26 protein-coding genes and 1 tRNA gene are annotated in these 25,721 nt (G+C 60.6%); 8 read left to right on the forward strand and 19 right to left on the reverse strand.

Annotation, left to right across the window (positions count from 1 at the left end):
* Positions 1 to 12: 12 nt before the first annotated feature.
* Genes AC1D1L_RS07420 through AC1D1L_RS07450 form a run of 7 tightly spaced genes read left to right on the forward strand, consistent with a single transcriptional unit; the run spans position 13 to position 3,943 of the window.
* Positions 13 to 465 (forward strand): DUF6130 family protein, encoded by a 453-nt coding sequence (locus tag AC1D1L_RS07420; RefSeq protein ID WP_477340132.1) that lies wholly within the window; start codon positions 13 to 15, stop codon positions 463 to 465.
* Between the two features lie 49 nt (positions 466 to 514).
* Entirely contained in the window at positions 515 to 1,444 is a 930-nt protein-coding gene (locus AC1D1L_RS07425; protein WP_477340134.1) for an MBL fold metallo-hydrolase, read from the forward strand.
* A 58-nt stretch (positions 1,445 to 1,502) separates the two neighbouring features.
* The gene (locus tag AC1D1L_RS07430; protein ID WP_477340136.1) at positions 1,503 to 2,168 is read left to right on the forward strand and encodes a pyridoxamine 5'-phosphate oxidase family protein; all 666 of its coding nucleotides are present in this window, start codon (positions 1,503 to 1,505) and stop codon (positions 2,166 to 2,168) included.
* Between the two features lie 14 nt (positions 2,169 to 2,182).
* The gene (locus AC1D1L_RS07435; protein ID WP_477340138.1) at positions 2,183 to 2,530 is read left to right on the forward strand and encodes an SH3-like domain-containing protein; all 348 of its coding nucleotides are present in this window, start codon (positions 2,183 to 2,185) and stop codon (positions 2,528 to 2,530) included.
* Between the two features lie 2 nt (positions 2,531 to 2,532).
* Positions 2,533 to 3,174, forward strand: a complete 642-nt coding sequence (nthA, locus tag AC1D1L_RS07440; protein WP_477340140.1) for a nitrile hydratase subunit alpha — start codon at positions 2,533 to 2,535, stop codon at positions 3,172 to 3,174.
* A gap of 9 nt (positions 3,175 to 3,183) precedes the next feature.
* Positions 3,184 to 3,525 carry a nitrile hydratase gene (locus tag AC1D1L_RS07445; protein WP_477340142.1) on the forward strand — a complete coding sequence of 114 codons (342 nt, stop codon included), beginning with the start codon at positions 3,184 to 3,186 and terminating at the stop codon, positions 3,523 to 3,525.
* 10 nt (positions 3,526 to 3,535) lie between these two features.
* The gene (locus AC1D1L_RS07450) at positions 3,536 to 3,943 is read left to right on the forward strand and encodes a DUF302 domain-containing protein (RefSeq protein WP_477340144.1); all 408 of its coding nucleotides are present in this window, start codon (positions 3,536 to 3,538) and stop codon (positions 3,941 to 3,943) included.
* Positions 3,944 to 4,148: 205 nt separating this feature from the next.
* On the opposite strand, the gene AC1D1L_RS07455 is transcribed toward AC1D1L_RS07450, so the two are convergent.
* The 8 genes from AC1D1L_RS07455 to AC1D1L_RS07490 all read right to left on the reverse strand — a co-directional run bounded on the left by AC1D1L_RS07455 (position 4,149) and on the right by AC1D1L_RS07490 (position 13,687).
* Complete coding sequence (locus AC1D1L_RS07455) at positions 4,149 to 4,970, reverse strand: response regulator (protein ID WP_477340145.1); 822 nt, start codon at positions 4,968 to 4,970, stop codon at positions 4,149 to 4,151.
* Between the two features lie 41 nt (positions 4,971 to 5,011).
* The gene (locus AC1D1L_RS07460) at positions 5,012 to 5,362 is read right to left on the reverse strand and encodes a response regulator transcription factor (protein WP_477340147.1); all 351 of its coding nucleotides are present in this window, start codon (positions 5,360 to 5,362) and stop codon (positions 5,012 to 5,014) included.
* Between the two features lie 77 nt (positions 5,363 to 5,439).
* Positions 5,440 to 6,138, reverse strand: a complete 699-nt coding sequence (locus AC1D1L_RS07465) for a response regulator transcription factor (protein ID WP_477340149.1) — start codon at positions 6,136 to 6,138, stop codon at positions 5,440 to 5,442.
* Between the two features lie 4 nt (positions 6,139 to 6,142).
* Positions 6,143 to 8,560, reverse strand: coding sequence for a PAS domain-containing sensor histidine kinase (locus tag AC1D1L_RS07470; RefSeq protein ID WP_477340151.1), 2,418 nt, complete (start codon positions 8,558 to 8,560; stop codon positions 6,143 to 6,145).
* Between the two features lie 653 nt (positions 8,561 to 9,213).
* Positions 9,214 to 11,172, reverse strand: coding sequence for a glycosyltransferase (locus tag AC1D1L_RS07475; protein ID WP_477340153.1), 1,959 nt, complete (start codon positions 11,170 to 11,172; stop codon positions 9,214 to 9,216).
* Between the two features lie 24 nt (positions 11,173 to 11,196).
* On the reverse strand, positions 11,197 to 12,567 hold the full coding sequence (locus AC1D1L_RS07480) for an HlyD family secretion protein (protein WP_477340154.1): 1,371 nt from the start codon (positions 12,565 to 12,567) through the stop codon (positions 11,197 to 11,199).
* Positions 12,568 to 13,185: 618 nt separating this feature from the next.
* On the reverse strand, positions 13,186 to 13,437 hold the full coding sequence (locus tag AC1D1L_RS07485; RefSeq protein ID WP_477340156.1) for a hypothetical protein: 252 nt from the start codon (positions 13,435 to 13,437) through the stop codon (positions 13,186 to 13,188).
* A gap of 174 nt (positions 13,438 to 13,611) precedes the next feature.
* Positions 13,612 to 13,687, reverse strand: a tRNA-Lys gene (locus AC1D1L_RS07490).
* 328 nt (positions 13,688 to 14,015) lie between these two features.
* Between AC1D1L_RS07490 and AC1D1L_RS07495 the strand changes: the two genes are divergently transcribed.
* Positions 14,016 to 14,483 (forward strand): BA14K family protein, encoded by a 468-nt coding sequence (locus AC1D1L_RS07495; protein ID WP_477340158.1) that lies wholly within the window; start codon positions 14,016 to 14,018, stop codon positions 14,481 to 14,483.
* 101 nt (positions 14,484 to 14,584) lie between these two features.
* Here AC1D1L_RS07495 and AC1D1L_RS07500 read toward each other — a convergent pair whose 3' ends face one another.
* The 11 genes from AC1D1L_RS07500 to AC1D1L_RS07550 all read right to left on the reverse strand — a co-directional run bounded on the left by AC1D1L_RS07500 (position 14,585) and on the right by AC1D1L_RS07550 (position 25,720).
* Entirely contained in the window at positions 14,585 to 15,064 is a 480-nt protein-coding gene (locus AC1D1L_RS07500) for a DUF6882 domain-containing protein (RefSeq protein WP_477340160.1), read from the reverse strand.
* A 44-nt stretch (positions 15,065 to 15,108) separates the two neighbouring features.
* Positions 15,109 to 16,602 carry a glycerol kinase GlpK gene (glpK, locus tag AC1D1L_RS07505; protein ID WP_477340162.1) on the reverse strand — a complete coding sequence of 498 codons (1,494 nt, stop codon included), beginning with the start codon at positions 16,600 to 16,602 and terminating at the stop codon, positions 15,109 to 15,111.
* A gap of 89 nt (positions 16,603 to 16,691) precedes the next feature.
* The gene (locus AC1D1L_RS07510) at positions 16,692 to 18,419 is read right to left on the reverse strand and encodes an ABC transporter substrate-binding protein (RefSeq protein ID WP_477340164.1); all 1,728 of its coding nucleotides are present in this window, start codon (positions 18,417 to 18,419) and stop codon (positions 16,692 to 16,694) included.
* 77 nt (positions 18,420 to 18,496) lie between these two features.
* A complete protein-coding gene (locus tag AC1D1L_RS07515; RefSeq protein ID WP_023693410.1) occupies positions 18,497 to 18,784 on the reverse strand; it encodes a DUF2160 domain-containing protein in 288 nt (95 codons plus the stop codon).
* Positions 18,785 to 18,786: 2 nt separating this feature from the next.
* Positions 18,787 to 19,701, reverse strand: a complete 915-nt coding sequence (locus tag AC1D1L_RS07520) for a carbohydrate ABC transporter permease (RefSeq protein WP_477340166.1) — start codon at positions 19,699 to 19,701, stop codon at positions 18,787 to 18,789.
* A gap of 1 nt (position 19,702) precedes the next feature.
* A complete protein-coding gene (locus AC1D1L_RS07525; RefSeq protein WP_454574966.1) occupies positions 19,703 to 20,569 on the reverse strand; it encodes a carbohydrate ABC transporter permease in 867 nt (288 codons plus the stop codon).
* The gene (locus tag AC1D1L_RS07530) at positions 20,570 to 21,649 is read right to left on the reverse strand and encodes an ABC transporter ATP-binding protein (RefSeq protein ID WP_477340168.1); all 1,080 of its coding nucleotides are present in this window, start codon (positions 21,647 to 21,649) and stop codon (positions 20,570 to 20,572) included.
* An 11-nt stretch (positions 21,650 to 21,660) separates the two neighbouring features.
* Positions 21,661 to 22,740: an ABC transporter ATP-binding protein gene (locus AC1D1L_RS07535; RefSeq protein WP_477340170.1), complete on the reverse strand. Its 1,080-nt coding sequence runs from the start codon at positions 22,738 to 22,740 to the stop codon at positions 21,661 to 21,663.
* A 38-nt stretch (positions 22,741 to 22,778) separates the two neighbouring features.
* Entirely contained in the window at positions 22,779 to 24,305 is a 1,527-nt protein-coding gene (gene glpD, locus AC1D1L_RS07540; protein ID WP_477340172.1) for a glycerol-3-phosphate dehydrogenase, read from the reverse strand.
* A gap of 127 nt (positions 24,306 to 24,432) precedes the next feature.
* The gene (locus AC1D1L_RS07545; protein WP_023670971.1) at positions 24,433 to 25,200 is read right to left on the reverse strand and encodes a DeoR/GlpR family DNA-binding transcription regulator; all 768 of its coding nucleotides are present in this window, start codon (positions 25,198 to 25,200) and stop codon (positions 24,433 to 24,435) included.
* Between the two features lie 115 nt (positions 25,201 to 25,315).
* Positions 25,316 to 25,720 carry a hypothetical protein gene (locus tag AC1D1L_RS07550; RefSeq protein WP_477340174.1) on the reverse strand — a complete coding sequence of 135 codons (405 nt, stop codon included), beginning with the start codon at positions 25,718 to 25,720 and terminating at the stop codon, positions 25,316 to 25,318.
* Position 25,721: the final 1 nt, after the last annotated feature.

The raw sequence follows: 25,721 nt of genomic DNA on the forward strand, positions 1-25,721 counted from the left end.
TGGAGACTCCCGATGAATGTCTTTCACAAGGGTCTGATCACCATGGCCGTATCCGCTGCAGTCGGCGCCACGGGCGCTTCTGCGCAAAGCGCGAAGGACATCGTCGGTCCGTCGCCGCTCGTTGCCATCGAAAACGAGCCAGCGCCGAAGCTCGTCGTCGACCCGCCTTTGGCCGAGCCGCTGTCGCGGGGACTCGTCTTCATCCAGTACCGAACCGAAAACCTGCGCATCGTGCCGGTTTTCGGCAAAGGTGCGCTCGATGTGTCGCCGCGCATCGGCCATGTGCACATCACCGTTGATGACGCGCCCTGGCATTTCGTTGACGCCAGCGGGGAGACCATCATCGTGGTCGGGCTGAAGCCCGGTGCGCATAAGGTTCTTGTCGAACTGGCGGATCCGACGCATCACGTCATCGACAGCAAGGCTGTCAGCTTCGACGTGCCGGCCAAGCCAGGCACGCCGTAGCGCCCGGGGTCGGCGGCGGGGTTAAGGAACGAAAAGGGGATTGATTGCCATGGACCTCGATCTCGTCACCCGTCGGCAGGTGCTCGGTGCCGCCAGCGCATTGGCGATGTCGTCGCTTCTGCCGAAAGCGGCACACGCGTCACCCGCTTACGGCTTTTCCCATGGCGAATTTCAGATCACGATGCTCAGCGACGGCTTCATCTCTGTTCCCGGCGAGATCCTCGTGCCCGACGTCCCGGCGGAGGAAAGAGCGGCCATCCTCAGTCGCATCGACGCTCCGGGCGGAGTTGTTCGCGCCAAGACCAATATTCCGCTCCTGCGTAGGGGGAACGACCTCATCCTCGTCGATATCGGCGGAGGTCACAAATACCAAGCAACCGATGGCCGCCTCGCGGAGGACCTCCAGAATGCCGGCATAGATCCTACAACTATCACCAAGGTGGTCTTCACCCACGCGCATCCCGACCACATCTGGGCAACATTGGTCGAAAGTGGCGGCCTGCGATATCCGAATGCCACTTACCATGTCGGCGCATCCGAATGGGATTTCTGGATGGACCCGGACTATCTGACCAACATGCCCGACGCCCTCCATGATTTCGCAAAGGGCGCACAGCGGGACCTCAACGCCATCAAGGACCGGGTTGTGATGCTCAAGCCCGGCGACGAGGTGGTCACGGGATTGAGCGTTCTTGACACGGCAGGCCACACACCGGGTCACCTGTCATTCGAACTGGCAGGCTCGGAGGGACTGCTCATCACCGGGGACGTTGCCAACAATCAGATCGTCTCGTTCGAACATCCCGACTGGAAATTCGGCTACGACACGCTTCCGGATCTCGCCATCCAGAACCGGCTCAAGCTGCTCGACCGCGCGGCGACCGACAAGATGAAGCTGCTTGGGTATCATTGGGAGTATCCGGGAATTGGATATGCGGAGCGCAAGGGCAGCGCATTCCGCTTCTCAAGCGCGGCTTGAAGACCACGGTCGACAGTCAAGGACGAGGTCACAGGACGTGAAGGGCTGCCCAGAAGACGTGACGCATCCGACAAGGTTCTTCCCATTGTTCGGCTTGTTTCCTCGACCCGTCAGATTCGGGGTTCCAATGCCTGACAAGTTTGCGGACATAGCATTCACCAGCGCCGTGAAGGCCGTCCAGGAAGCCCTGGGCAGTCGTAAGGCCTATGCACGACGCGAATTTGGGCCTGACGTCAACGGACGGCTTGGCGAAGATGAGATTGCCTTCATCGGCGCGCGCGACAGCTTCTACATCGCTTCGGTTTCCGAAACCGGCTGGCCCTATGTCCAGTTCCGAGGAGGTCCGGCGGGCTTCCTGCGCGTTCTCGACGAACGGACCCTCGGCTTTGCCGACTTTCGCGGCAACCGCCAGTACATCACCACCGGCAATGTTGCCGGGAATGACCAGGTATCGCTGTTCCTCATGGACTATGCAGACCGGCGCCGCCTCAAGATTTTCGGACGAATGCGCGCACTCGACGTTCACGACGATCCAGCGCTCGCGGAACGGATGGCGATCGCCGAATACGGTGCGGTGGTCGAACGATCAATGGTGATTACGGTGGCGGCGTTCGACTGGAACTGCCCGCAACACATTACACCGCGCTTCACGGAGAGCGAAATTGCCACGATGTTCGCGCCGTTCCGACAGGGAAGCACCAGAAATTGCGAGCCGGACATTTGACCAGGGAGGAAGGAATGGGGAGCCGATCAGACGCCTCGCACACCGGACGCTTCAGCGTCGTGCTCGCCACGGGCGAGGCGCCGATCTTCCAGCCTGGAGACCGGGTCAGGATACTCACGCGCTCCCCGATCGGCCATTACCGAGTGCCGATTTACCTGCGCGGCAAGCAAGGGTCGATCGAGGCCGTCATCGAGCCGGCGGCGGTCGACAACGAGGAGGAAGGCTTTGGCCGCAATGCCGGATCGAAGCGCCACTATTACCGTGTGGCCATCCCGATGACCGAAATATGGGCCGACTATGTTGGCTCGCCGCGAGACGGGCTGCGCATCGAAATCTTTGAGACATGGCTTGAGAGGATCTGAAGATGGCTCAACCTGATCACGATCACGACGGGCATGATCATGCCCATCCCGAAATCACGCAGACCGAGGCGCCGGGCTACTATGACATCATGGAAACGGCTGTCCGCGAACTTCTGATCGAGCGGAAGCTGATCCGCGCCGATGAGATCCGGCGCCAGATTGAGGTGATCGACTCGCGAACCCCCGCCCTCGGAGCAAAGGTCGTCGCGCGCGCCTGGGTCGATCCGGACTTCAAGGCCCGCCTGCTGGGCAACGGACGCACCGCTTGCGAGGAGCTCGGCATCAGCTTCTATGACGATACCGAACTGATCGTCCTGGAAAACACCCCGGACGTTCACAACCTGATCGTCTGCACCCTGTGTTCGTGCTACCCGCGGCCTGTCCTCGGGCTCCCACCGGACTGGTACAAGCTGAAGCCCTACAGGGCGCGGGCCGTTGCGGAACCCCGTGCCGTTCTTGCCGAATTCGGTACGGAAATTCCCGAAGACGTCGAAGTCCGTGTCAGCGATTCGACGGCGATTGTCCGCTATCTCGTGCTGCCTATGCGTCCTGACGGCACCGATGCCTATGACGAGCAACAATTGGCCGATCTCGTCACACGCGACGCGATGATCGGCGTGATTCCCGTCAGACTTGAGCAGTGAGGTTGAACCATGACCGATACGCAGCACCTTGTGAGCCGGCTTCCCAACGACATCGGTGGGGTGCCGGCCGATCCCATCCATCGCGTCGACCACGAGCTCGAGCCTTGGGAAAAGCGCTGCCATGCCCTGGCCGACGTCCTCGATTTTCACAAGATCATCAACACGGAGGAGAAGCGCTGCGGAGTCGAGGCGCTGGGTTCCGAGATGGTCGGCAAGCTCAGCTACTATGAGCGCTGGATCGTTGCCTTCGCCAACATCCTCTTCCGGAAAGGCATCCTCACCCCGAGCGAACTTGCCGATAAGATGAGGGAGGTCGAAGGGCGGTGGTCTCAGTCAGGCGATGGCTCGTGAGGTCGCTGGCATGACACCGAAAGGTTTTATCGCGCGCGAAAGCGGGTTTGATCCCAAGGAGACCATGGATCGCCTGGCGGCGACCGCTGTCTCCAACGGAATGGCCGTTCTGGCACGCATTGACCACGCCGCGGCAGCGGCGCAAGTCGGCATGGATCTGAGGCCAACGGAAGTGCTGATTTTTGGCAACCCGAAGGCCGGGACGCCGATCATGCAGGATATGCAGACCGCAGCGATTGACCTGCCGCTGAAAGCGCTCGCGTGGCGGGACGCTGAAGGGAAAACCTGGATTGGCTACACTGATCCCATGTGGATTGGGGAGCATCATGGGGTGATCGACCACACGAAGCTGCTGCTTCGCGGGATGGCCGACAGGCTTTCGAACATAGTCGCCGCCGCATCTGGAGGTGCGTTGTAACGCTGACTTTGCACTGGATGACACGAGCGTGGGCCGTCGGCACCGCGAACCGGAAAGACTGCGGCATCGGACACAATCTGCCGCAAGAGGCACCAGCGGCTTTTGCGCAGGCGGTGATAGATGTCGATGGCTTGTTTTAAACGCTCTTGTGCGACCACTCTGCTTCCGCGCGTGTGCCGCATAATAATGATCGAGCGCGTTTATCTCAGGTTGCTGCGGCAGACGCTGCGAGGCTTATTGCGTTCAGCAAGTCTTCATGCCGGACCGGCTTCGTCAGGAAATCAGACGCGCCGGCTTTGATCGCACGAACTGACATGGCGATGTCGGCGTGACCGCTAATGAAGATAATAGGAACGTTGGCGCCGGCGCGAAGCAGCTTGTCCTGAAAATCCAGGCCGCCCTGACCCGGCAACCAGGCATCCAGAACGATACAGATCGGCGGTTGGAGTTGATCGCTGTCCAGGAAGTCACGCGTCGATTGAAAGGTCTCGACGCGAAAGCCGGCGGAACGAATAAGGCCAGCTAGGGCCTCAAGGATCGAGGCGTCGTCGTCTACCAGGGCGACGTATTGCTCTGACGGAGAAAACTGGTCGTGAGGAGACCTGAGCCAAATCGGAAACCAGGAGGAGGCAATCGGTATCGCGGCGGGTGTTGACGGTTCCGAACGAGGTTGCGGTTCAGCGAGCAGATACCCACGCCCTGGAATTGTCTTGATCAAGTCTCCCTCCGGGCCAAGAGCTTTGCGAAGCGACGCTATCTGGAATCGGATATTGGATTCATCGACGATGGTGGAGGGCCAGACACGTCTTCTAATCTCGACCTTGTCGACCAGTTGGCCGCGCAACTGGAGCAGGGCGACCAGAAGATCGAAAGCGCGGCCGCCGATCGGGACTTTCTGGTCGTTGCGAAGCAGAAGGCGAGAGCCGGGCAGAACGCGGAACCGCCCAAAGCGTATGGTTTCCGCCGCGGCGCGAGCGGTTACTCCCGGGGTCGTATAAGCCGATGTTTCCGTCTGGTACGTCTGCATAGCCCCCTCCACTATACCGGTCCGGGCAATCTAGCCGGGTCTTAGGGCCCCCTACCTTTCAGGGCAGTTTCAACGACTTCCAGAAGGCGCTCCGACGAGATGGGTTTCGACAATACCTCGATGGCGCCTGCCCTCATTGCCTGTGCTCTGTATCCGTTTTCCGCGAAAGCGGTGATGACGATGGTTGGGATGGAATATCCCGTCGCGACTAGCTCACTTTGAAGCTGGAGCCCGGACTTTCCTCCCAACTGAATGTCCGTGATAATGCCGTCGACCGTAGCGAGCTTGCCGGACACGAGAAATGCTTCAGCCGAAGCAAAGGTAAGAACGTCATAGCCAAAGGCCCGTAAGAGTCCCTCGATCGCCTCGCGGACCAAGGCATCGTCGTCCACGCAGGCAATGATGAGCGGTCGTGATGTAGTTTCTGTATCCCTCATCATTGCGATAGTGCACGAGGCAGTCTGCCCGTTCAATCCGACGAGAGGTGACGAAACCTAGACCTAGGTCGTGTGCTGTCACTGCTTTGGTCGAGCGTAGCCGCATGACCGTCATCGAGAAGGTCCGCCATCCTGACCAGCGCGGCGATGGAATCCGCTGCCATTTTGCGCATGACCTGCCCTCGGTGAAGCTTTACAGTAGCTTCCGCAATCCGGGCCTCGGCGGCAATCCGGCTGTTTTGCATTCCGGTCACGACGAGGGCCATGATCTCGCGCTCTCGCACTGTCAACGTAGCATACCGTGCCTCCAACGAAGCTCTCAGCTTCGTTTGCCTACGGCACAAGGCATCCTGGCTTATCGCTTTGTGGACGGCCTCCAAAAGGTCCTGCTCTCGAACAGGTTTCGTCAGGACATCGACTGCGCCGGCTCGCATTGCACGAACGGCCATTGGCACATCGACATGGCCACTGATGAAGACAACTGATCGCGGCGTTCCAGTCCTCGCAACCATTTCCTGAAGTTCGAGGCCACTCTGCCCCGGAAGACGGATGTCAACCACCAGACAACCAGGCCGCGCGGGTAGGTCATCCGCTATGAACTGCTGGACCGAACCGTAAGTTTGAACCGACAGACCTACGGACTCGAAAAGTCCCCGGAGCGCCTCACACACACTCTTGTCGTCGTCGATGACGACTACCGTGGGTTTGTCAAAACTGGTGTTCTTGCTCATCTCACTACGCCGCCACGGCCAGAGGCACGGTAAAATGGAACACGCTGCCTTTAGGAGCGTTCTGGGATGCCCAGATCTGCCCACCATGCCCGTCGATGATTGATCGGCAGATGGAAAGGCCCATCCCGATCCCATTTGGCTTGGTTGTAAAGAATGCGTCGAACAGACGATCGATGGTGTTGGGATCGATGCCCGGTCCATTGTCTGCAATGCGGACCTCAGCAAAACCGTCGTCGCCGGCAGAAACGTGAATGTGCAATCGGGGCTGTTCATCCGGGGTATCAGCCATAGCCTCGACGCTGTTCAGGATCAGGTTAAGCACGACTTGTTGAAGCTGTGTACGGTCACCGAATACCTCAGGCTTGTCATCCGAAAATTCCAGCGTCGGCTCTATGCCCGCCCGGCCGAGCTGTCCCTGAATGAGTTCAAGCATCTCCCTGATCGCCTTTCCCAGGTCCATTCGTTCGATCAGCGGCGACGATTTGCGCCCCAGTGCGCGGATGCTCGCGATGATTTCACCGGCGTGATGCCCGTCCCTGACAATGCGCTCGGCCGCTTGTCTTGCCTCGGTCACGTCAAGCTTGCCCTCCTCCAGCCACCGCAGGCATGTTGCCGCGTTGGTGACAATGGCCATAAGCGGCTGGTTCACCTCATGCGCAATCGACACGGCAAGCTCGCCCATGGTGATCAGGCGGGTCACATGCGCGAGTTCCGCCTGGGCCTCGCGCAGTTTTTCCTCGGCCCGCTTTCGGTCGTCGATGTCCGTGTTGATGCCGAACCACTGGGTCAGATTTCCCGCATCGTCGTATAGCGGATTCGTGCGAAACAGGAACCAGCGATACTGTCCATCGGCTCGTCGAATGCGTGCCTCGACATCGCCGCCACGACCGGTTTCCAGCATGGATGTCCACGTATTCGCAAGACGCTCCAGATCATCCGGATGAACCGCGGTAGCCCACCCGCGGCCGAGCGCGTCCTCAGCCGAGAAACCGACATAGTCGAGATAGTGCTGGTTTGCGAACGTGCCCGCGCCATCCGCGGAGGCTGTCCAAACCAAGCCCGGGATGGTGCCGATGATCTGCTGTAGCTTGCGTTCGCTCGTCCGGAGCGCGGCTTCGCTCTCCCTTAAAGCGTCCTCGGCCCGCTTCAGGTCTTCAATGTCTATATTGGCGCCGAACCACCTGACCGCGCCGCTTGAGTCAATGAACTTCCGGCCGGCAAAATAGAATCGCCGGTACTCGCCGTCGTGGCGGCGGAGACGAGCCTGATTGACGGCCCAGTCCAGGTCTAGTTGCGCCCTCCACCGGGCTGCCATCCCTTCCACATCGTCGGGATGGATCAGATTCAGATAGCCCCAATCCATGATGTCGCGCTCGGGCAGGCCGGCATATTCGAGATAGGGCTTGTTCACATAGTCGGCGCTTCCGTCCGCCCGGCTTGACCAGACGAGAACGGGCAGCGAGTCGATCATGAGGCTGAAATTACGTTCTGTCGCCGCGAGCGCCGCTTCAGCCGCTCTCAGTGAGTCTTCCGTGCGCTTACGGTCTTCGATGTCGGTATTGACCCCATACCACCGCACGACATTGCCATCGTCGTCCAGCAGAGCGGTCGTGCGGATCAGTGTCCAGCGATACTCACCGTCTGCCCGGCGTACACGCCCCTCGAGATCGCCCCCCTGTTTGGAGGCCAACATCCCCTGCCAAGTTGAAAGGAGACCCGGCAAATCGTCGGGATGGAACTGCCCGAGAAAACCCAGGCCTTTCATCTCTTCGTAAGTGCGACCCACATAGTCCAAATGATGCCGATTGATGAGCTCCACCATTCCGTCCGCGGTGGCGCAATATGCCGCTGCCGGAATCGTGTCGATGAATAGCTGCAGCGCGCGTTCGCCTTCGGCTAGGGCCGCCTCGGTTGGCTCACGATGGCGGAAGCCCGGTGGCAGCGGCCGATCGGCCAGATCGCGCACCTCGCGAAACGCGACCGTGGCATGGCTGGCTGCCACGCTCAGCAGCAAATGCTCCGTCTCGCTGGGGAAGGGGTGGCGACGCGAGCCTACCACCAACCAACCGATCCCTGCGGCGATGCCCAATGGAAAAGCTGCACCCGAAATCGACATCTCATTCGCCAAAAAATGCCTTGAGCGCAGCTGCGGCTCGGTGTCGAGCCAGCGTCCAATTCGTTCCGACATGTCGTCGGTCCCAAGCGCGCTACCCAGGACCTGTCCAACTCGGGTGAATGCGTGTACCGCTTCATCCAGGCGAAGATAGACAAAATCAAGATCCAGCATACGGCAGAGAACGGCAAGGAGGCTTTCCGCGATGAACGTTGTGTCGCGCCCTCTCCAGGTCCCAGCCAGGTCGAGAACACGGGTGAGATCGTCACAGCATTTCTGGAGCTCCTGGAATTCGCTCTGTGCACCCATATGTGGCCGCGCCCCCTACATTTGGATATGTGCCCTCTGTAGGCGGATACGGTGCCACTAACGTGCCTTAACGACAAGTTGCTCTACATTTGATGCCGAAGTGGCCGGTTTTTGACGACACTTCATTGGTGCGCTTCCCCAAGCCCCCTTTCAGAGGTCGGCAACGAACATGACATCACGTCGGGGAGAATAAGAGTCACGACAATCCTCACTGACTATTCAGGGACGCCAGTAGCCACCCGTTTTCCCGCATTCCAGCGAGCTGTTTTGATAGTCATCCGCTTCTGGCGTAGGCCATCCGTCGCTCTGGTCGCAATTTCTGCGTGACGTTCGTGATCGCTTTCGCAACCCAACACGGCCCGTAAGTAGCCGCTCACTTCCAATCACCCTTGCGCGATGTCTGCCTCCGGGCGGGCGCAAATTCTCGCTTTATGACGGATATGAGGCGCGTAGCCGACAGGCACCTTTTGGGCCGGAAGCGGACCGGCGGCTTTCGAAAGGCGAAAGCGAGTAAGCAGCCGCTCCTGTCACGCTTCGGAAGGCCTAGGCCGATGATCGAATTGGCCATCGCACTCCTTACTGGGATGCGTGTTGGCGGGATCATCAGCGTCGAGCAACATGCATAATTGAGAGTTAAATGCCGCAAGCGCGTCTCACTTGAAAAGTCGCGCCAGAACCTTGCCGGCGACCTGACGCGGTCGCACACGGCCCACGCTCGATACGAAGCCCCCCGAATAGACTTGCCGGACCATTGCGGCGCGAGCACCGATGCTGCGTTCGACCTCGACCGCGAAATCGTGGCCAGAGCTCCTGACGATGCGTCCATTGAGGCGAGCACCACCAATCTGAACTCCTACTTCCGTACCAATCGGTGCGTGCACCATGCCCACCAGCCGCATTCCACCCAGCGAAATGTCCGCAGTCTGATACACATGAGACCGGGCACCGATCGTCACGATAACAGGCAGTGCACTGCGAAGCCGCTCGTTGCGCCGCAGTCGCGGTCGCTCGATGCAGACGGCAATGGTGGAGATAAGGATGAGCATATTGTACCAGCACCAATAGAGTGCAACGACGCTGGAATCCTGCAGTGGTCCGTCGCCGCCGAAGGAAACAAGAATACCGAGGATGGTCAGGCAGAGCAGCACACTGAATGGGATTAGCATCCGCCATTGGATCACCGTCTCGCTTCGATCTCCTCCCTTGGCCGTGACCTTGAATCTTTGCCCCTTCGGACGGAAGAGCCCAATCGCAGCTGCCGACAGGACCTCACGCGCGGCAAGGAGCTGTGACACGTCGGACATCACCGGAAGCACCCGTTGTCCCGAGAGCCATGCCATCACGCCGACCTGGGCAAGATAGTAAGGAACGAAGTGCGCGATGCCGTCGGCGGTTCCAACATTCACGGCCTGGACGTCGAAGAGCAGGTAGAGGATCGGGATCACCAGGCCGGCAATCCGAAACAGATAGGAGGCCGTCCAGTGAAGCAGGCTCTCGATGAGGCTCATGCGATCGAGGAGATGTAAGCCGTTGCGGCGCTTGAACGGCCCATCTGCGCCTCGGATGATCTGCATGAAGCCGAGACACCAGCGGCTGCGCTGGGTGATGTATTCCTTGATTCCCTCAGGGGCCAGTCCGAGCGAAAGGCGTTCATTGAGATAGACCGTACGGTACCCATGGCGCTTTAGCCGCAAGGTCAACAGATAGTCCTCGGTAACCGACTCGGTGGCAAAGCCTCCGACCTCGGCCAAAGCCTGCATGCGTATCACCGAGGAGGTGCCGCAACAGAATGCGGTTCCCCATGCGTCCTTCGCCGGCATCAGGACGTCGAAGAAGTAGCGCTGCTCGTCCGGCCAGGCATCGGAGGCCTGCAGATTGGCCTGAATCGGATCCGGATTGATGAAATGCTGTGGTGTCTGAACGATGCCGACATCCTCATCTCGAAACAGCGTGAGCGCACGCGAGAGGAACGCCGATGTCGGAACGAAATCGGCGTCCAGGATGGAGACGAAATCCGGCGGAGTGTCGAGCCCACAAACGTGCCGCAGCGCGTGGTTGATGTTCCCCGCTTTCGCGTGCGCATGGTCCGGCCTGCTCAGATAGTTGCACTTCAGCTCTGTCGCGAGTTCGGCAAGCCACGCGCGCCGTCCGTCATCGAGAACCCAGACGCGAAAATTGGGATAGGATATGCCGATGGCGCCGAGCATAGTGCGTTCGAGGATATCGCGCTCCTCGTTGTAGGTGCAGATGAACACGTCAATCAACGGCGCCTTCTCGCGTGAAAGCAACCATTCGGTGTTGGCGTCGGCTTCCGGTGAGCGGTCCTTGATGCGTGTCAGCGTGATATATGAGAGGATCGATCCGATTGCGGCAGCACATTCGAGAGCGAAGAACAGCCAACCGGCGACGAAGTCGGCGGGTTCACTCGCCGACGGGATCGTCATGGTTGCGCGCCACATCAGATAGCGCAGCGTCAGCACTATCACGATGACGATCGGCACGGCCCGCCATTGCGACTCGCGATCGATCAAGGGCAGCAGTAACAGAAGTCCGCCAAGTGCGATAAGAGCCGGTGTCAGCCCTTCGGCTAAGACAGAGATCATCGGGTTCATGGGTGGCCTACCGCCATCGTACCGTCAGCTCGCCGCTGGCTCGAACACGACACGACCCGTGCGCCCGACAGGACATGAACCATCGGAGGCCAGCTTGCTGACAGATATTGCCACCCGGTAGGATTCTTTGGTCAAGGCGGATGGCATGATCGCGAAGTGCGACGAGGCAGATGCAACGCCGCTGAGCTGCACGACCTTGCCAGCCAGTGCCGCGCCGCCTTGCCTATAGGTGAATGTCGCTGGCATGCCGACGCTCAGGGTATTGTACACGGCTTCGCTGACGGTCGCCGTGACGATCGCATCCGAGCAATTCAAAAGGCTGAACAGTGGTTGACCTGCCGTTACCTGCTCCCCCGGAGCGGTAAGAACCTCCCAGACTGTGCCATCGACCGGAGCCATGAGCCGAGCTTGGACGTTCATAGCGAGGCTTTGCTCCTCGTCTCCAATTGCATCTTCCGCACGGTTCATGCGCGTGGCGAGCCGAACCATATCGGCGTCGAGGCCCGCGATGGCCTGTTCCACCTCGTCGAGGCGTTGCGCCGAGCGCGGCTGGTCGTTGTAGGCGTCGCCAAGGTAGGTTCCTGCATTGAGGGCATCGCGTTCGACCACTAGGACCGCGCGACGGGCGCGCGCCGCCGCAACCGCGGCCACAGCAACCCTTGAGTCACGCTCGGCATCGTCTATTCGTGATTGTGCGACCGACCCCGATTGTGAAAGCGTTGCCTGCCTGGAGCGGATCGCGTCCGCTCTGGCCTGCTCGGCGACTGATGCCTGAATGCCCGCATCGGCTTCGGTGCTCTCGGCATCAAGCTGGCGAAGACGGTTCGAATGAAATGCTGCAAGTTGTGTGCGCAGGCTCTCGCGAATACCTTTGAGGTTCAGCAGCTTCAAGGAGAGAGCTTGACGTTCCTGTTGGGCGTTGCTGAGCTCGTCGCTTGCGGCCTCCAGGCGGCTACGGTCCGCACGGGGGTTCGTGACTGTCACCAGCGGGTCGCCGAGATCTATCGTCTCACCAAGACCCGTATGTCGGGTATCGAGTCGGACAATTCCGTCGATTGGCGCTCGCACGGTGACGAGACGGGCGCTTACGACAGCCTCCACGCTCGAAATCTGGAAGAGCCGCTGCGCCGGCATCCATCCGGCCGCTACCACCAACGCCAGGCCGACGGCGCTTTTGACAAGGCGAGACGTCCAGTTCGATGCCGCCGGCAGGGCCGCCGCGGGTACTGCGACAGCGTCGTCGCCGTTGTCGCGGAAGTGCTTGCCCAGCAGAGACTGTAGCTCGACCGCGCCCGCGGGAGTCGCCAGGGTTTTGCTTTCAAGCTGAACGGGCTTCGCATCTGGACCAGTGAGCTGGTCAGATGCCGATTTGTCGGCGCGCGCAAGAGCGTTCATTGGCCTCGCCACCGAAGTGGCCCCTATTTGGTTGATCGGAGAACGTATTTGCCGAGCTCATTACTCAAGGCATATTTCAGAAATATCCTAATTTAACTTATGATTGATGAATTTTTACACGGAAATTGATTCATTTTTCTTACATAGTTACCCTTGTATGCCAGCGAGGTAGTTGCGCCGTTGGCCACCGCCCTAACGAGCGCAATTCGAGGTATCTCATTCGGCGGGCTGGCGGCGCCGTTCTCGGGGATGAAGTCGACACCGGCGGATTCGAGCTAGCGGGCGGCTGCGCAAGAATCGGGTGGCGGAGCGCTGACAGATATGTCGGAATTCCGCACCCGCCGCCGGATCACCGAGGGGCGATGATCTTAAATCGCAGGAGGTTCTGGTCTCGCTCTCATTAAAGACGAAAAGTTTTCGCCTTTTCGCCCGCTGCCTCACGGTGGCGGGCTTTTTACGTGAAAGTCTGAATTGCTCCTCCAACGAATCCGCCAAATAAGGCGCCGAGCTTCGAGTAGGCAGACGGATCGAGATCCCCGTTCGTCCCGGAAAGTGTCTCGGCGACCGACTTCTCGTGGTTAGACGGTTTTCTGTTCAAGGCTTCGAGCCCCTTCGACGTTAACTCGACGCCATCCATGTAGTTCCGCTCGAAAGTGTTGGATACCTGTTCGCCACTCGAATCAGCCCCTCGTCGGCCATCCATTTCAGGACGTCATCGAAGGTATTCATTGCCTGATCTGCGTCTGCCATATGCAGCAAACCGGCGCCATCCTGCGATGAATCGAAGCGCGCGCTACCCAGCCCATTGCCGAGCAGGATCTCCAAGATACGAGCTATGGCTTCCTGATCTGATTCCAGCTTTGTCGGCACCTCCCCTACCATGTCGCATGGACCAGCGAAGTGTGGCAGGGAACCCTTGGAAATCAACGTCACTCGATTAGAGCGGAGATCCAGACTCTGCTTCGGACATAGTGCGGACACGCTTTCAGGCGGGCACGAAAGACCGCCCTCACCTCCCGCAATACCTTGATTTAGTTTCGTTTTTGGTGAGCGCGTCGGGGTTCGAACCCGAGACCTACTGATTAAAAGTCAGTTGCTCTACCGGCTGAGCTACGCGCTCCCGCGGGCTCTAAAGGCCGCCCTCGAAATTGCGCGGAACATAGGGAGAGTGCCGCGACCGGTCAACCGGAAAAAGATGGCCCTTTCACCGAGGTTTCTGCCATCGCCTGACGCCCTGCAAATTGCCTTGGCAGGACGCTCGGTGAGCCGCTCCCGCAATGAGGTCGCCGCTTCAAAATCTGCAGGCGCGCGAGATGGGTATTTTCTTCTCCGGTTGACTGGAGAAACATTGCAAATCAGCAACTTAATGTTCTGGCGGGGAACCTTCGCACCGCCGGGCCGTTCTCTCCCCACAAGGGACGTCAACCACCCTTTTTAAGGAGAAGATCATGAACAAGATCGTATCGGGTATGCTGGCGGCCACATTGTCAGCTTCTTTCGCAGCTTCCGCGGCCGTGCCGGCCGGCGCCACGCAAATGATTGCGCCGCAGGCCCCGTCGGCTTCGTCCGATGTGCAGGCGGTCGACTACAGGCCGTGGATGAAAAACCGCAACTTCAACGGCGACCGCAATTTCTCGCGCAGCAACAATGACGGTGCCTACTGGAACGGCCATCGCGGCTCGCGCCATTACCGCCACGGCTATCGCCGTCACGGTGATTTCTGGTTCCCGGCTGGTGCATTCATTGCCGGCGCGCTGATTACCGGCGCGATCGTCAACAACAACCAGAACCGCGTCTACCGGGGCGGCGATTCGCATGTGCAGTGGTGCTATGACCGCTACCGGTCGTATCGCGCGTCGGACAACACCTACCAGCCGAACTACGGTCCTCGGCGGCAGTGCAATTCGCCCTACTGATCCAAGGGTGAGTACCAGTAGCTGACGAGTATGAGTAAAAACCCGCGCCGAGACGGCGCGGGTTTTTCTATATGGCTTGTCACAGGGAGCGGCGGTTCAGTTCAACTCGCCCAACCAATGCTCTTCAAGACCAGATAGAGACCACCGCCTTCTCCGCGCGGAGACCGGTAAGCTCCAAGAGCGTCGCAAATTCGAACCATGGTCGCGGACAATTCCCAACCGAGCACTTCCAGATCGTCTTGAGCATCCGTCACATAGGCCTGCGCCAGCTCCTTAATGCCGTTCTTCTCTCCGAACGATCGAACCAGCTTTGCGTCGACAAGCAGTTCGCTAGGCAGGTTTGAGTTCGACCAGGCCCAAAGCCAGTTGCTGGCCTTCGCGCTCGTGCTACCTGCAATCTGGATTTCGGCGACAACTCTGACGACGTTCTGGTCTGAAAAGAGAAGCTTTCCGGATGTCAGATCATAGTCGTAGCGGGACCAGTTACCCAGGTTGAAGTCGCCCTCGAGTCGCTTGTTCTTCGCGTTCAGCTGGTCGACAGCCTCCTCGCGCCAAGCAGGATACCAATCTGGACTTCTCATGCCCCCTCGCTCAGCAAAACCTAATCATTTCGCGGCTCGCCGATCTATCGCGCGCTTAGCGTCCGGCGCACCGCATCGCGCCAGCCCGCCAGTTTTGCCGAACGCACACTTGCATCCATGTCCGGCTTGAACCGACGCTCGAGCGCCCAGCTCCTGGCAAAGTCCTTCGCTTTTGGCCACACACCCGCCTTGGAGCCGGCGAGCCACGCGGCGCCCAGTGCCGTCGTCTCCAGAATGGTCGGGCGATCGACCGGCGCGTCGAGAATGTCGGCCAGCCTCTGCATGGTCCAGTCGGAGGCCACCATGCCGCCATCGACGCGAAGCACGGTTTTGACTGAAGCCCCTTTCCAGTCCTTACGCATGGCGTCGAGCAGGTCGCGCGTCTGGTAGGCGACGGATTCGAGTGCGGCGCGGGCGAACTCCGCCGGGCCTGAATTACGGGTCAGGCCGAAGATCGCGCCACGCGCCTCGGCGTCCCAATGCGGCGCGCCCAGCCCGACGAAAGCCGGCACCAGATAGACATTCTGCGTGGGATCTGCCTCGGCCGCCAGCACGCCGCTGTGCTCGGCCTTGCCGATCACCTTGATGCCATCGCGCAGCCATTGCACGGCAGCACCGGCGATGAAGATCGAGCCTTCCAGCGCATAGGTGGTCTTGCCGTTCAGCCGGTAAGCGATGGTGGTCAACAGCCGGTTCTTCGAGCGCACCAGATCGGCGCCCGTGTTGAGCAGCGCGAAGCAGCCGGTGCCGTACGTGGATTTCATCATGCCCGGCTCGAAACAGGCCTGGCCGATGGTCGCAGCGTGTTGGTCACCCGCCACGCCGAGGATCTTTATCCCGGCGCCAAACAGGCTTTTCTCCGTCACGCCGTAGTCGTCGGCGCAATCCTTGACCTCAGGCAGCATCGCGACCGGGATGCGCAGGATGGAGAGCAGCTCGTCGTCCCAGACATTTTTCTCGATGTTGTAGACCAACGTACGCGAGGCGTTGGTGGCGTCGGTTGCGTGAACCTTGCCGCCGGTCAGCCGCCAGATCAAAAAACTGTCGATGGTGCCGGCGAGCAATTCGCCCTTTTCGGCGCGTTTTCTGGCGCCCTTCACCTTGTTCAGCATCCAGGCGATCTTGGTGCCGGAGAAATAGGGATCGAGCAACAGGCCGGTTTTTTTGGTGAATGTCTTTTCCAGCCCCTGCTTCTTCAGCTTCTGGCAGAGCGGCGCGGTGCGCCTGTCCTGCCAGACGATGGCATTGTGGATCGGCTTGCCTGTCGCCTTGTCCCAGATGACGACGGTTTCGCGCTGGTTGGTGATGCCGATCGCCGCCACATCGGACGCCTCGCGGCCGGCGGCTTTTAGCGCGCCTTTGACCGTGGCGACGACGGTTGCCCAGATGTCCTCCGGGTCGTGCTCGACCCAGCCGGAGGCCGGGTAATGCTGGGTGAATTCCTGCTGCTTGCTGCCGGCAACCTTCATCTCACCGTCGAACAGGATCGCCCTGGTCGATGTCGTGCCCTGGTCGATCGCAAGGATGTGTCCGGTCATTCGTCCTCCCGGTAGCTCGCTTATACAAACAGGGGAGACGGCAAGATGCCGCCTCCCCGTTCACTATGATCCTGGCGCGTACGCCAAGCTTACTTCTGCCAGCTCTTCACCAGTTCGTCGTAGTTGATGGTGACCGGCTTTTCCTTCTCGTTCTCGATCTTCAGCTGAGGCGCGAGATTGCCCTTCTTGACTGCGTCGGCGTTCCAGTAGGCGAGGTCATGCTCTTCGGCCATCTTCGGGCCGATATCGCCCTGGACGCCCGACTTTTCGATACGACTCATGACTTTTTCCTGTTCGCCGCAGAGCGAGTCCATGGCCTCCTGCGCCGTCTTGGCGCCCGAGGACGCATCGCCGATCGCCTGCCACCAGAGCTGTGCCAGCTTCGGATAGTCAGGCACGTTGGTGCCGGTCGGCGACCACTGGACGCGGGCCGGCGAGCGGTAGAACTCGATCAGGCCGCCGAGCTTCGGAGCACGTTCGGTGAAGCTCTTGTCGTGGATCGTGCTCTCGCGGATGAAGGTGAGACCAACATGGCTCTTCTTCACGTCAACGGTCTTCGACGTCACGAACTGCGCGTAGAGCCAGGCGGCCTTGGCGCGGTCGGTCGGCGTCGACTTCATCAGCGTCCAGGAACCCACGTCCTGATAGCCGAGCTTCATGCCGTCCTTCCAGTAGACACCGTGCGGCGACGGCGCCATGCGCCACTTCGGCGTGCCGTCGTCGTTCATCACCGCCTTGGCGCCGGCGTCGACCATCGACGCGGTGAACGCGGTGTACCAGAAGATCTGCTGGGCAACCGCACCCTGCGCCGGAACCGGGCCGGATTCGGAGAAGGTCATGCCCTGGGCCTCGGCCGGAGCGTAGGCCTTCAGCCAGTCGAGGTACTTCTGGATCGAGTAGACGGCAGCCGGGCCGTTGGTGTCGCCGCCGCGCGCGGTGCAGGAGCCGACAGGACGCGAATTCTCATCGACCTTGATGCCCCATTCGTCGACCGGCAGACCGTTCGGGATGCCCTTGTCGCCGTTACCGGCCATGGACAACCAGGCGTCGGTGAACCGCCAGCCGAGCGACGGATCCTTCTTGCCGTAGTCCATGTGGCCATAGACCTTCTTGCCGTCGATCTCGCGGCCGGTGAAGAACTCGGCGATGTCCTCATAGGCCGACCAGTTGACGGGAACGCCGAGGTCGTAGCCGTACTTGGCCTTGAAGTCTGCCTTGTTCTTCTCGTCATTGAACCAGTCGTAACGGAACCAGTAGAGGTTGGCGAACTGCTGGTCGGGCAGCTGGTAGAGCTTCTTGTCCGGCGCCGTGGTGAAGGAGGTGCCGATGAAATCCTTCAGGTCGAGGTTCGGATTGGTGACGTCCTTGCCGTCGCCCGCCATCCAGTCGGTCAGGTTGCGGACCTGCTGGTAGCGCCAGTGGGTGCCGATCAGGTCGGAATCGTTGACCCAGCCGTCATAGAGGTTCTGACCTGTCTGCATCTGGGTCTGGATCTTCTCGACGACGTCGCCTTCCTGGATGGTGTCATGCGTCACCTTGATGCCGGTGATCGCCGAAAAGGCCGGCGCCAGCACCTGCGATTCATAGGAATGGGTGGCGATGGTTTCGGAGACGACCTTGATGTCCATGCCGGCGAAAGGCTTCGCGGCATCGATGAACCACTGCATTTCGGCTTCCTGGTCGGCGCGCGAGAGCGTCGACAGCGGGCCGATTTCCTTGTCCAGGAACGCTTTTGCCTCGTCCATTCCGGCATAGGCGTTGCCTGCCCCGAGCAACAGGACAAGCGCGGTCGTAGATGTTAAAAATTGCCGTCGCATAGGTTTCCTCCACATTTAGGTTTCAAGTGCGATCTGGAGCGGCCGCCGGCACGCGGTCGCTCCAACAGTTTCCCCCTCTATACGTAGCGGAACACGCCGACGGCGTAGACCACGGAGAGAGCGAGAGCCCACCACAGGTTGGATCCGACAAGACCCAGCCAAGCGAGATGGATAAAGGCGCTGCCAAGCAGCGACAGGAAAAGGCGGTCGCCGCGCGTCGTCTCGAAGCGCAGGACGCCGACGCGCGGATTGCCGCCCGGCGAGGCAAATTCCCAAAACGCCATGCCGCACAGCAGCAGAAGAATGGTGCCGAAGAACGCCGCCGTCGGCCACGTCCACGCCATCCAGGTGAGGTCGAGGTTCATGGTCACACCCTCCCCAGGGCAAAGCCCTTGGCGATGTAGTTGCGGACAAACCAGATGACGAGCGCGCCGGGGATCAGCGTCAGCACGCCGGCGGCGGCGAGCAGGCCCCAGTCCATGCCGGCGGCCGAAACCGTGCGGGTCATCGTGGCGGCGATCGGCTTGGCATCGGTGGTGGTCAGTGTGCGCGCGATCAGCAGTTCCACCCATGAGAACATGAAGCAGAAGAAGCAGGCGACGCCGATGCCGCTGGCAATCAGCGGCATGAAGATCTTCACGAAGAAACGCGGGAACGAATAGCCGTCGATGTAGGCGGTCTCGTCGATTTCCTTCGGCACGCCCGACATGAAGCCTTCGAGGATCCACACCGCCAGCGGCACGTTGAACAGGCAGTGCGCCAGAGCGACGGCGATATGGGTGTCGATCAGGCCGAAGGCCGAATAGAGCTGGAAGAATGGCAGCGCGAACACCGCCGGTGGCGCCATGCGGTTGGTCAACAGCCAGAAGAACAGATGCTTGTCGCCAAGGAAGCGGTAGCGCGAAAAGGCGTAGGCCGCCGGCAGTGCCGCCGCCACCGAGATCACCATGTTCATCACCACATAGGTGATCGAGTTGATGTAGCCCGAATACCAGGAGGCGTCGGTGAAGATGGTGACGTAGTTGGCGAGCGTCGGCTGATGCGGGTAGAGCGTCAGCGACGACACGATCTCGGCATTGGTCTTGAAGCTCATATTGATGAGCCAGTAGATCGGCAGCAAAAGCACGATGATGTAGACCGTCGGCACGATCCACCACCAGCGCGATTCCTCGCCGCGCTTGCGCATCAGCCGGGCGACCTGCTCCTGCGAGAGCGTGCTCGCCAGTTTGCTCTCGGCTGTCGTCTCGCTCACTCGGTCAGCTCTCTCGTTGGCGCCGCTCATCTCAGCGCTCCGCGTCGTAGTTGGTCATCACGGTGTAGAACACCCACGACAACAACAGGATGATCAGGAAGTAGACCAGCGACATCGCCGCCGCCGGGCCGAGGTCGAACTGGCCGAGCGCGGTCTTGACGAGGTCGATCGACAGGAAGGTCGTCGAGTTGCCGGGGCCGCCGCCGGTGACGACGAACGGCTCGGTGTAGATCATGAAGCTATCCATGAAGCGCAACAACACGGCGATCAGCAGCACGCGCTGCATCTTCGGCAGCTGGATGTAGCGGAACACCGCCCAGCGCGAAGCGCCGTCGATCTTGGCCGCCTGGTAGAAGGCGTCGGGGATCGAGACCAGGCCGGCATAGCAAAGCAGCACGACGAGGCTGGTCCAGTGCCAGACATCCATGATGATGATGGTGACCCAGGCGTCGTACGGGTCCTGGACGTAATTGTAGTCGATGCCGAGCGCGTTGACGTAGTAGCCGAGCAGGCCGATGTCGTTACGGCCGAACACCTGCCAGATGGTGCCGACAACGTTCCACGGGATCAAGAGCGGCAGCGCCATCAGCACCAGGCAGACCGGCACGCCCCAGCCCTTCTTCGGCATGTTGAGCGCAATGAAGATGCCGAGCGGCACTTCGATGGCCAGGATGATGAAGGAGAAGATCAGGTTACGCACCATCGCTTCCCAGAAGCGGTCGGAGGACAGCAGCTCCTCGAACCATTCGGTGCCGGCCCAGAAGAACTGATTGTTGCCGAACGTGTCCTGCACCGAATAGTTGACGACGGTCATCAGCGGGATGACGGCCGAGAACGCCACCAGCACCAGCACCGGCAGCACCAGGAACCAGGCCTTGTTGTTCCAGGTCTTTTCCATCTATGCCCCCATCTCGACGCGCCAGGAATCGGCATAGATGTTGATGCCGGCCGGATCGAAGCGCACTTTCGGTTCGGCGGGAACGCTCTCATCCTCGCCGATGACGGCAGCAATCTCGCGGCCTTCGAGGCTGGCGCGCACCACCTTGTGGCGGCCGAGATCCTCGACTTTGCTGATTTTCACCGCCATGCCGTCGCGGCCAAGCCGGACATATTCGGGGCGGATGCCGAGTTCGATGGCGCCATTGCCGGTGTTTGGGCCGGTCTTGGGCGCGCCGGGCAGCTCGATGCGCTGGCTGCCGATGGTCGCGGTCTTGCCCTCGATCGCCACCGGCATGACGTTCATGCCGGGCGAGCCGATGAAATAGCCGACAAAGGTGTGGCGCGGCCGCTCGAACAGTTCGGCCGGCGTGCCGATCTGGACGATGCCGCCGTCGTACATGACGACGACCTGGTCGGCGAAGGTCAGCGCCTCGGTCTGGTCGTGGGTGACATAGACCATGGTGTAGCCGAAGCGGCGGTGCAGCTGCTTCAACTGCGAGCGCAGCACCCACTTCATATGCGGGTCGATGACGGTCAGCGGCTCGTCGAACAGGATAGCGTTGACATCGGAGCGCACCAGGCCGCGGCCAAGCGAAATCTTCTGCTTCTGGTCGGCGGTCAGGCCCCTCGCCTTCTTCTTCGCCCATGACGCCAGATCGATCATCTCCAGCGTCTCGCGCACCTTGCGGTCGACGTCGGCTTCCGGCACGCCGCGGTTGCGCAGCGGGAAGGCCAGATTGTCGTAAACGGTCATGGTGTCGTAGATGACCGGGAACTGGAACACCTGCGCAATGTTGCGCTCCTGCGTCGACAAATTGGTGACGTCCTTGCCGTTGAACAGCAGCTCTCCGTGCGAAGGATGCAAAAGTCCCGAAATGATGTTGAGCAGCGTGGTCTTGCCGCAGCCGGACGGCCCGAGCAGCGCATAGGCACCGCCATCCTCGAAAGTGTGGTGTACTTCCCTCAGAGCGAAATCGGCATCCTTCTGCGGGTTGGGCAGGTAGGAGTGCCGGACATGGTTGACGTCGATGCGCGCCATCTCTTCCCCCCTCAAGCCGCCAGCTTCGATGCGGCGACGGCGCTGCCGTTGCTGTCGAAGACCATGATGTGGCGCGGATCGATGAACACCTCGATCTCTGCGTCGGGCTCGAAATCGCGGATGCCATGGGTCAGCATGACCCAGCGCGCGTCGGCGAAATCGAGATGGATGAAGCTTTCCGAACCGGTGATCTCGGTGATCGTCACCTTGGCGCGGACCGGCACGGCGGCGGCGTTGGGCCGCTCGAGCGACAGATGATGCGGCTGGAAACCGATCGTATAATTGGCGTCGGCGATGCCGGCGAGTTCGGCCGGCACCGGCAGCTTGACGCCGCCCTCGAGCAGGAAATCCGGGCCCTTCTTTGCCAGCACGATGGTGTTGAGCGGCGGGTCGGCAAAGGTCCTTGCAGTCACCAGGTCAATCGGCTTGCGGAAGACGTCGATGGTCGGGCCGAACTGGGTGATGCGTCCCTCCGACAGCGTCGCCGTGTTGCCGCCGAGCAGCAAGGCCTCGTGCGGCTCAGTCGTGGCATAGACGAAAATGGTGCCGGCGGCGGCGAAGATCTTCGGCAGCTCGGCGCGCAACTCCTCGCGCAGCTTGTAATCGAGATTGGCGAGCGGCTCGTCGAGCAGCACCAGGCTGGCGTTCTTGACGATAGCGCGGGCGAGCGCAGTGCGCTGCTGCTGGCCGCCGGACAGGCTGAGCGGGGTGCGGTCGAGATAGGGCGTCAGCTTCAGAAGCGCTGCCGCGTTGCGGACTTCCTTGTCGATCTTGGCCTGGTCGGTGCCGGCCACCCGCAGCGGTGAAGCGATGTTCTCATAGACCGTCATCGCGGGGTAATTGATGAACTGCTGGTAGACCATGGCGATCTTGCGCTGCTGCACCGGCATGCCGGTGACATTCTGGCCGTCGAACCAGACCGAACCGGAGGTCGGCACGTCGAGGCCGGCCATCAGCCGCATCAGGCTGGTCTTGCCGGATAGCGTCGGTCCGAGCAGAACGTTGAGCGAGCCGTGCTGAAGCGCCAGCGACACGTCGCGGATATGCTCCGACGCGCCGACCGTCTTCGTCACGTTTCTCAGTTCCAGCATGATGCCTCCTCCCAGGCTTTGTGCATCAACAGCCTTCCCTATTCCGCAGCCGCGACATGGCGCCGGCTTATTCCGTGCATGAATTCGTCGAGTGCCGCCGCCTGCTCGCGGCTGAGATGCAGGCCACGCTTGGTCCGGCGCCACAATACATCTTCGGCGGTGACAGCCCATTCGTTTTGAACGAGATAGCGCACCTCGGCCTCATAAAGATCGACGCCGAAGTTGCGGCCAAGGTCGGCATTCGACTTGGCGAGGCCCAACAGCATTCTGGCGCGGGTGCCGTAGAGCCGGGTCAACCGGCGGGCGAGCCGCGCGTCGAGGAACGCATAGGCGGTTTTCAGTTTCGCCACTTCGGCATCGAAGCCGGTGGCCGGAAAATCGCCGCCCGGCAGCGGCGCGTTCGCGGTCCACGGCTTGCCGCGCTTGCCCAGAAAACCCTCGATCTTTTCCAGCATCGATTCCGACAGCCGGCGATAGGTAGTGATCTTGCCGCCAAAGGCGTTGACAATCGGGGCCGCGCCGTTCCCGCCATCGGCTTTCAGGACATAGTCGCGGGTCGCTTCCTGCGCCTTCGAGGCGCCATCATCATAGAGCGGCCGCACGGCGGAATAGGTCCACACGATGTCGGAACGCTTGACGGCCTGCGCGAAATATTCGCTCGCGGCTGCGCAGAGATAGTCGATCTCGGTGTCGCTGATCTTCACGTCGTGCGGATCACCGAGATAGTCCTGGTCAGTGGTGCCGATCAGCGTGAATTCTTCCTCGTAGGGGATGGCGAAAATGATGCGCCCGTCCTTGTTCTGGAAGAAGTAGGCGCGCGGGTCATCGAACTTCTTTTTGATGACGATGTGGCTGCCTTGCACGAGGCGGACATTGTGGACGTCGTTCTGGCCGACCGCGGTCGACAGGACGTGGTCGACCCACGGACCAGCGGCATTGACCAGCAGCCGGGCCTTGACTTCCTCGGCCTTTCCGGTCGCCAGATCCTCCAGCCGGATTGCCCAGATATCGCCTTCGCGCCGCGCCGAGACCACCTTCGTGCGGGTGCGGATGGTGGCGCCGCGGTCGGCGGCATCACGTGCGTTCAACGCCACCAGGCGGGCATCGTTGACCCAGCCGTCGGAATACTCGAACGCCTTGTGAAACAGCGGCTTCAGCGGCTTGCCAGCCGGGTCCTTGGCCATGTCGAGTGTGCGGGTCGCCGGCAGCAATTTGCGGCCGCCAATATGATCATAGAGGAAAAGGCCGAGCCGGATCAGCCAGGCCGGGCGCAGGCCCTTGGCATAGGGCAGCACGAACCGCATCGGCCAGATGATGTGGGGCGCGTTCTTCCAGAGAATCTCGCGCTCCATCAGCGCCTCGCGCACCAGCCGGAATTCATAGAATTCGAGGTAGCGCAAGCCGCCATGGATCAGCTTGGTCGAGCCGGAGGAGGTTCCGCTGGCGAGATCATTCATCTCGGCGAGAAACACCGAGAAGCCGCGGCCAACCGCATCGCGGGCAATGCCGCAGCCGTTGATACCGCCGCCAATGACAAAGATGTCATGGATCGGAGATGCGTCCAAAAATTCCTCCACCGATTTCGCATTGCAGCATTTTTGGTGTTTTGCGAAACCGTGACGGAATTATTTCGAAATGATAACGAATGTCAAACGAAATATCACAGCCAGGTAATAGAGGCCCCGAAAGCCGCTAGCCGAGCGACGTTTCGATCAATTGAACCTCCGCTTCCTCGCAGATCTTGCGCACCGAAGGAATGTCGCAACGGTCGGTGATGAAGGTGTTGACCTGCGACAGATGTCCGATGCGAACCGGCGCGGTGCGTTCGAATTTGGTCTGGTCGGAAACCAGGATGACATGCCGGGCATTGGCGATGATGGCTTGCGCCACTTTCACTTCACGAAAGTCGAAATCGAGCAGCGCGCCATCATGGTCGATCGCCGAGGCGCCGATGACGGCATAGTCGACCTTGAACTGGCGGATGAAATCGACCGCCGCCTCGCCGACCACGCCCCCATCGGAGCCGCGCACGACGCCGCCGGCGATCACCACCTCGATCGAAGGATAAATGCGCATCCTATTGGCAACATTGATGTTATTGGTGATGACCATGAGCCCGGTGTGATCGAGCAGCGCCTTGCTGACTGACTCGGTCGTGGTGCCGATATTGATGAACAACGAAGCGTTGTCCGGGATCAGCCTGGCCGCCGCGCGGCCGATCGCCTCCTTCTCGTCCGCGGCGATCTTGCGGCGCGCCTCGTACTCCATGTTCTCGATGCCGGACGGAAACAAGGCGCCGCCATGGATGCGAGTGAGCAACCGCTGGTCGCAGAGATCGTTGAGATCTTTGCGGATGGTCTGAGGCGTCACGTTGAAATGCGTGGCCAGATCGTCGACCAGCACGCGACCATGGTCTTTGGCCATCTGGATGATTTCGGCGTGACGCGGTGACAGATACACTAAGAACCTCCCGTTTTCGTTTTTCTTGTTTGTAGCTCAAAACGAAAGCAATGAAAAGGGAGAAGCCGGCTAATGAAATATCGATGATTGCAAAGGCGAACCAGGCAGATACAGCTCAGACCCGCTCCGCCACCTTGCGGGCGACGGCAGCGACTTTGCCCGGCGAGCGGATCATTAGGAATTTGCCGGACCAGCTTCCCAGGATGCGCCAGGTGCCCGCGATCTCGGTGGCATCGCCGTTCAGAATGCCGCTGTAGTCGATCGGATCCACGTTCGACCCGCCATTGTCATATGTTTTGATGAAGGAGACGGCATTGCCGTCGCGCTGCCCCTGCAGGGTTGCGTATCTCACTGTGCCGGTCGCCGGGCCGGCCGGTTCGTGGGTCGCCCCCGTCAAGCTGGTTGCGGTCTCGATCAGCGTCGCGACAAACGAGACCGGCGCCAGCTCGCGCGGATAGAAATAGCGCCCGCTCCAGACGCCCGTCAGATTCCGGCTCGCCTCTTCGCCCTGTCCGGCCATA

It is taken from the genome of Mesorhizobium sp. P2_D6, assembly GCF_056404315.1.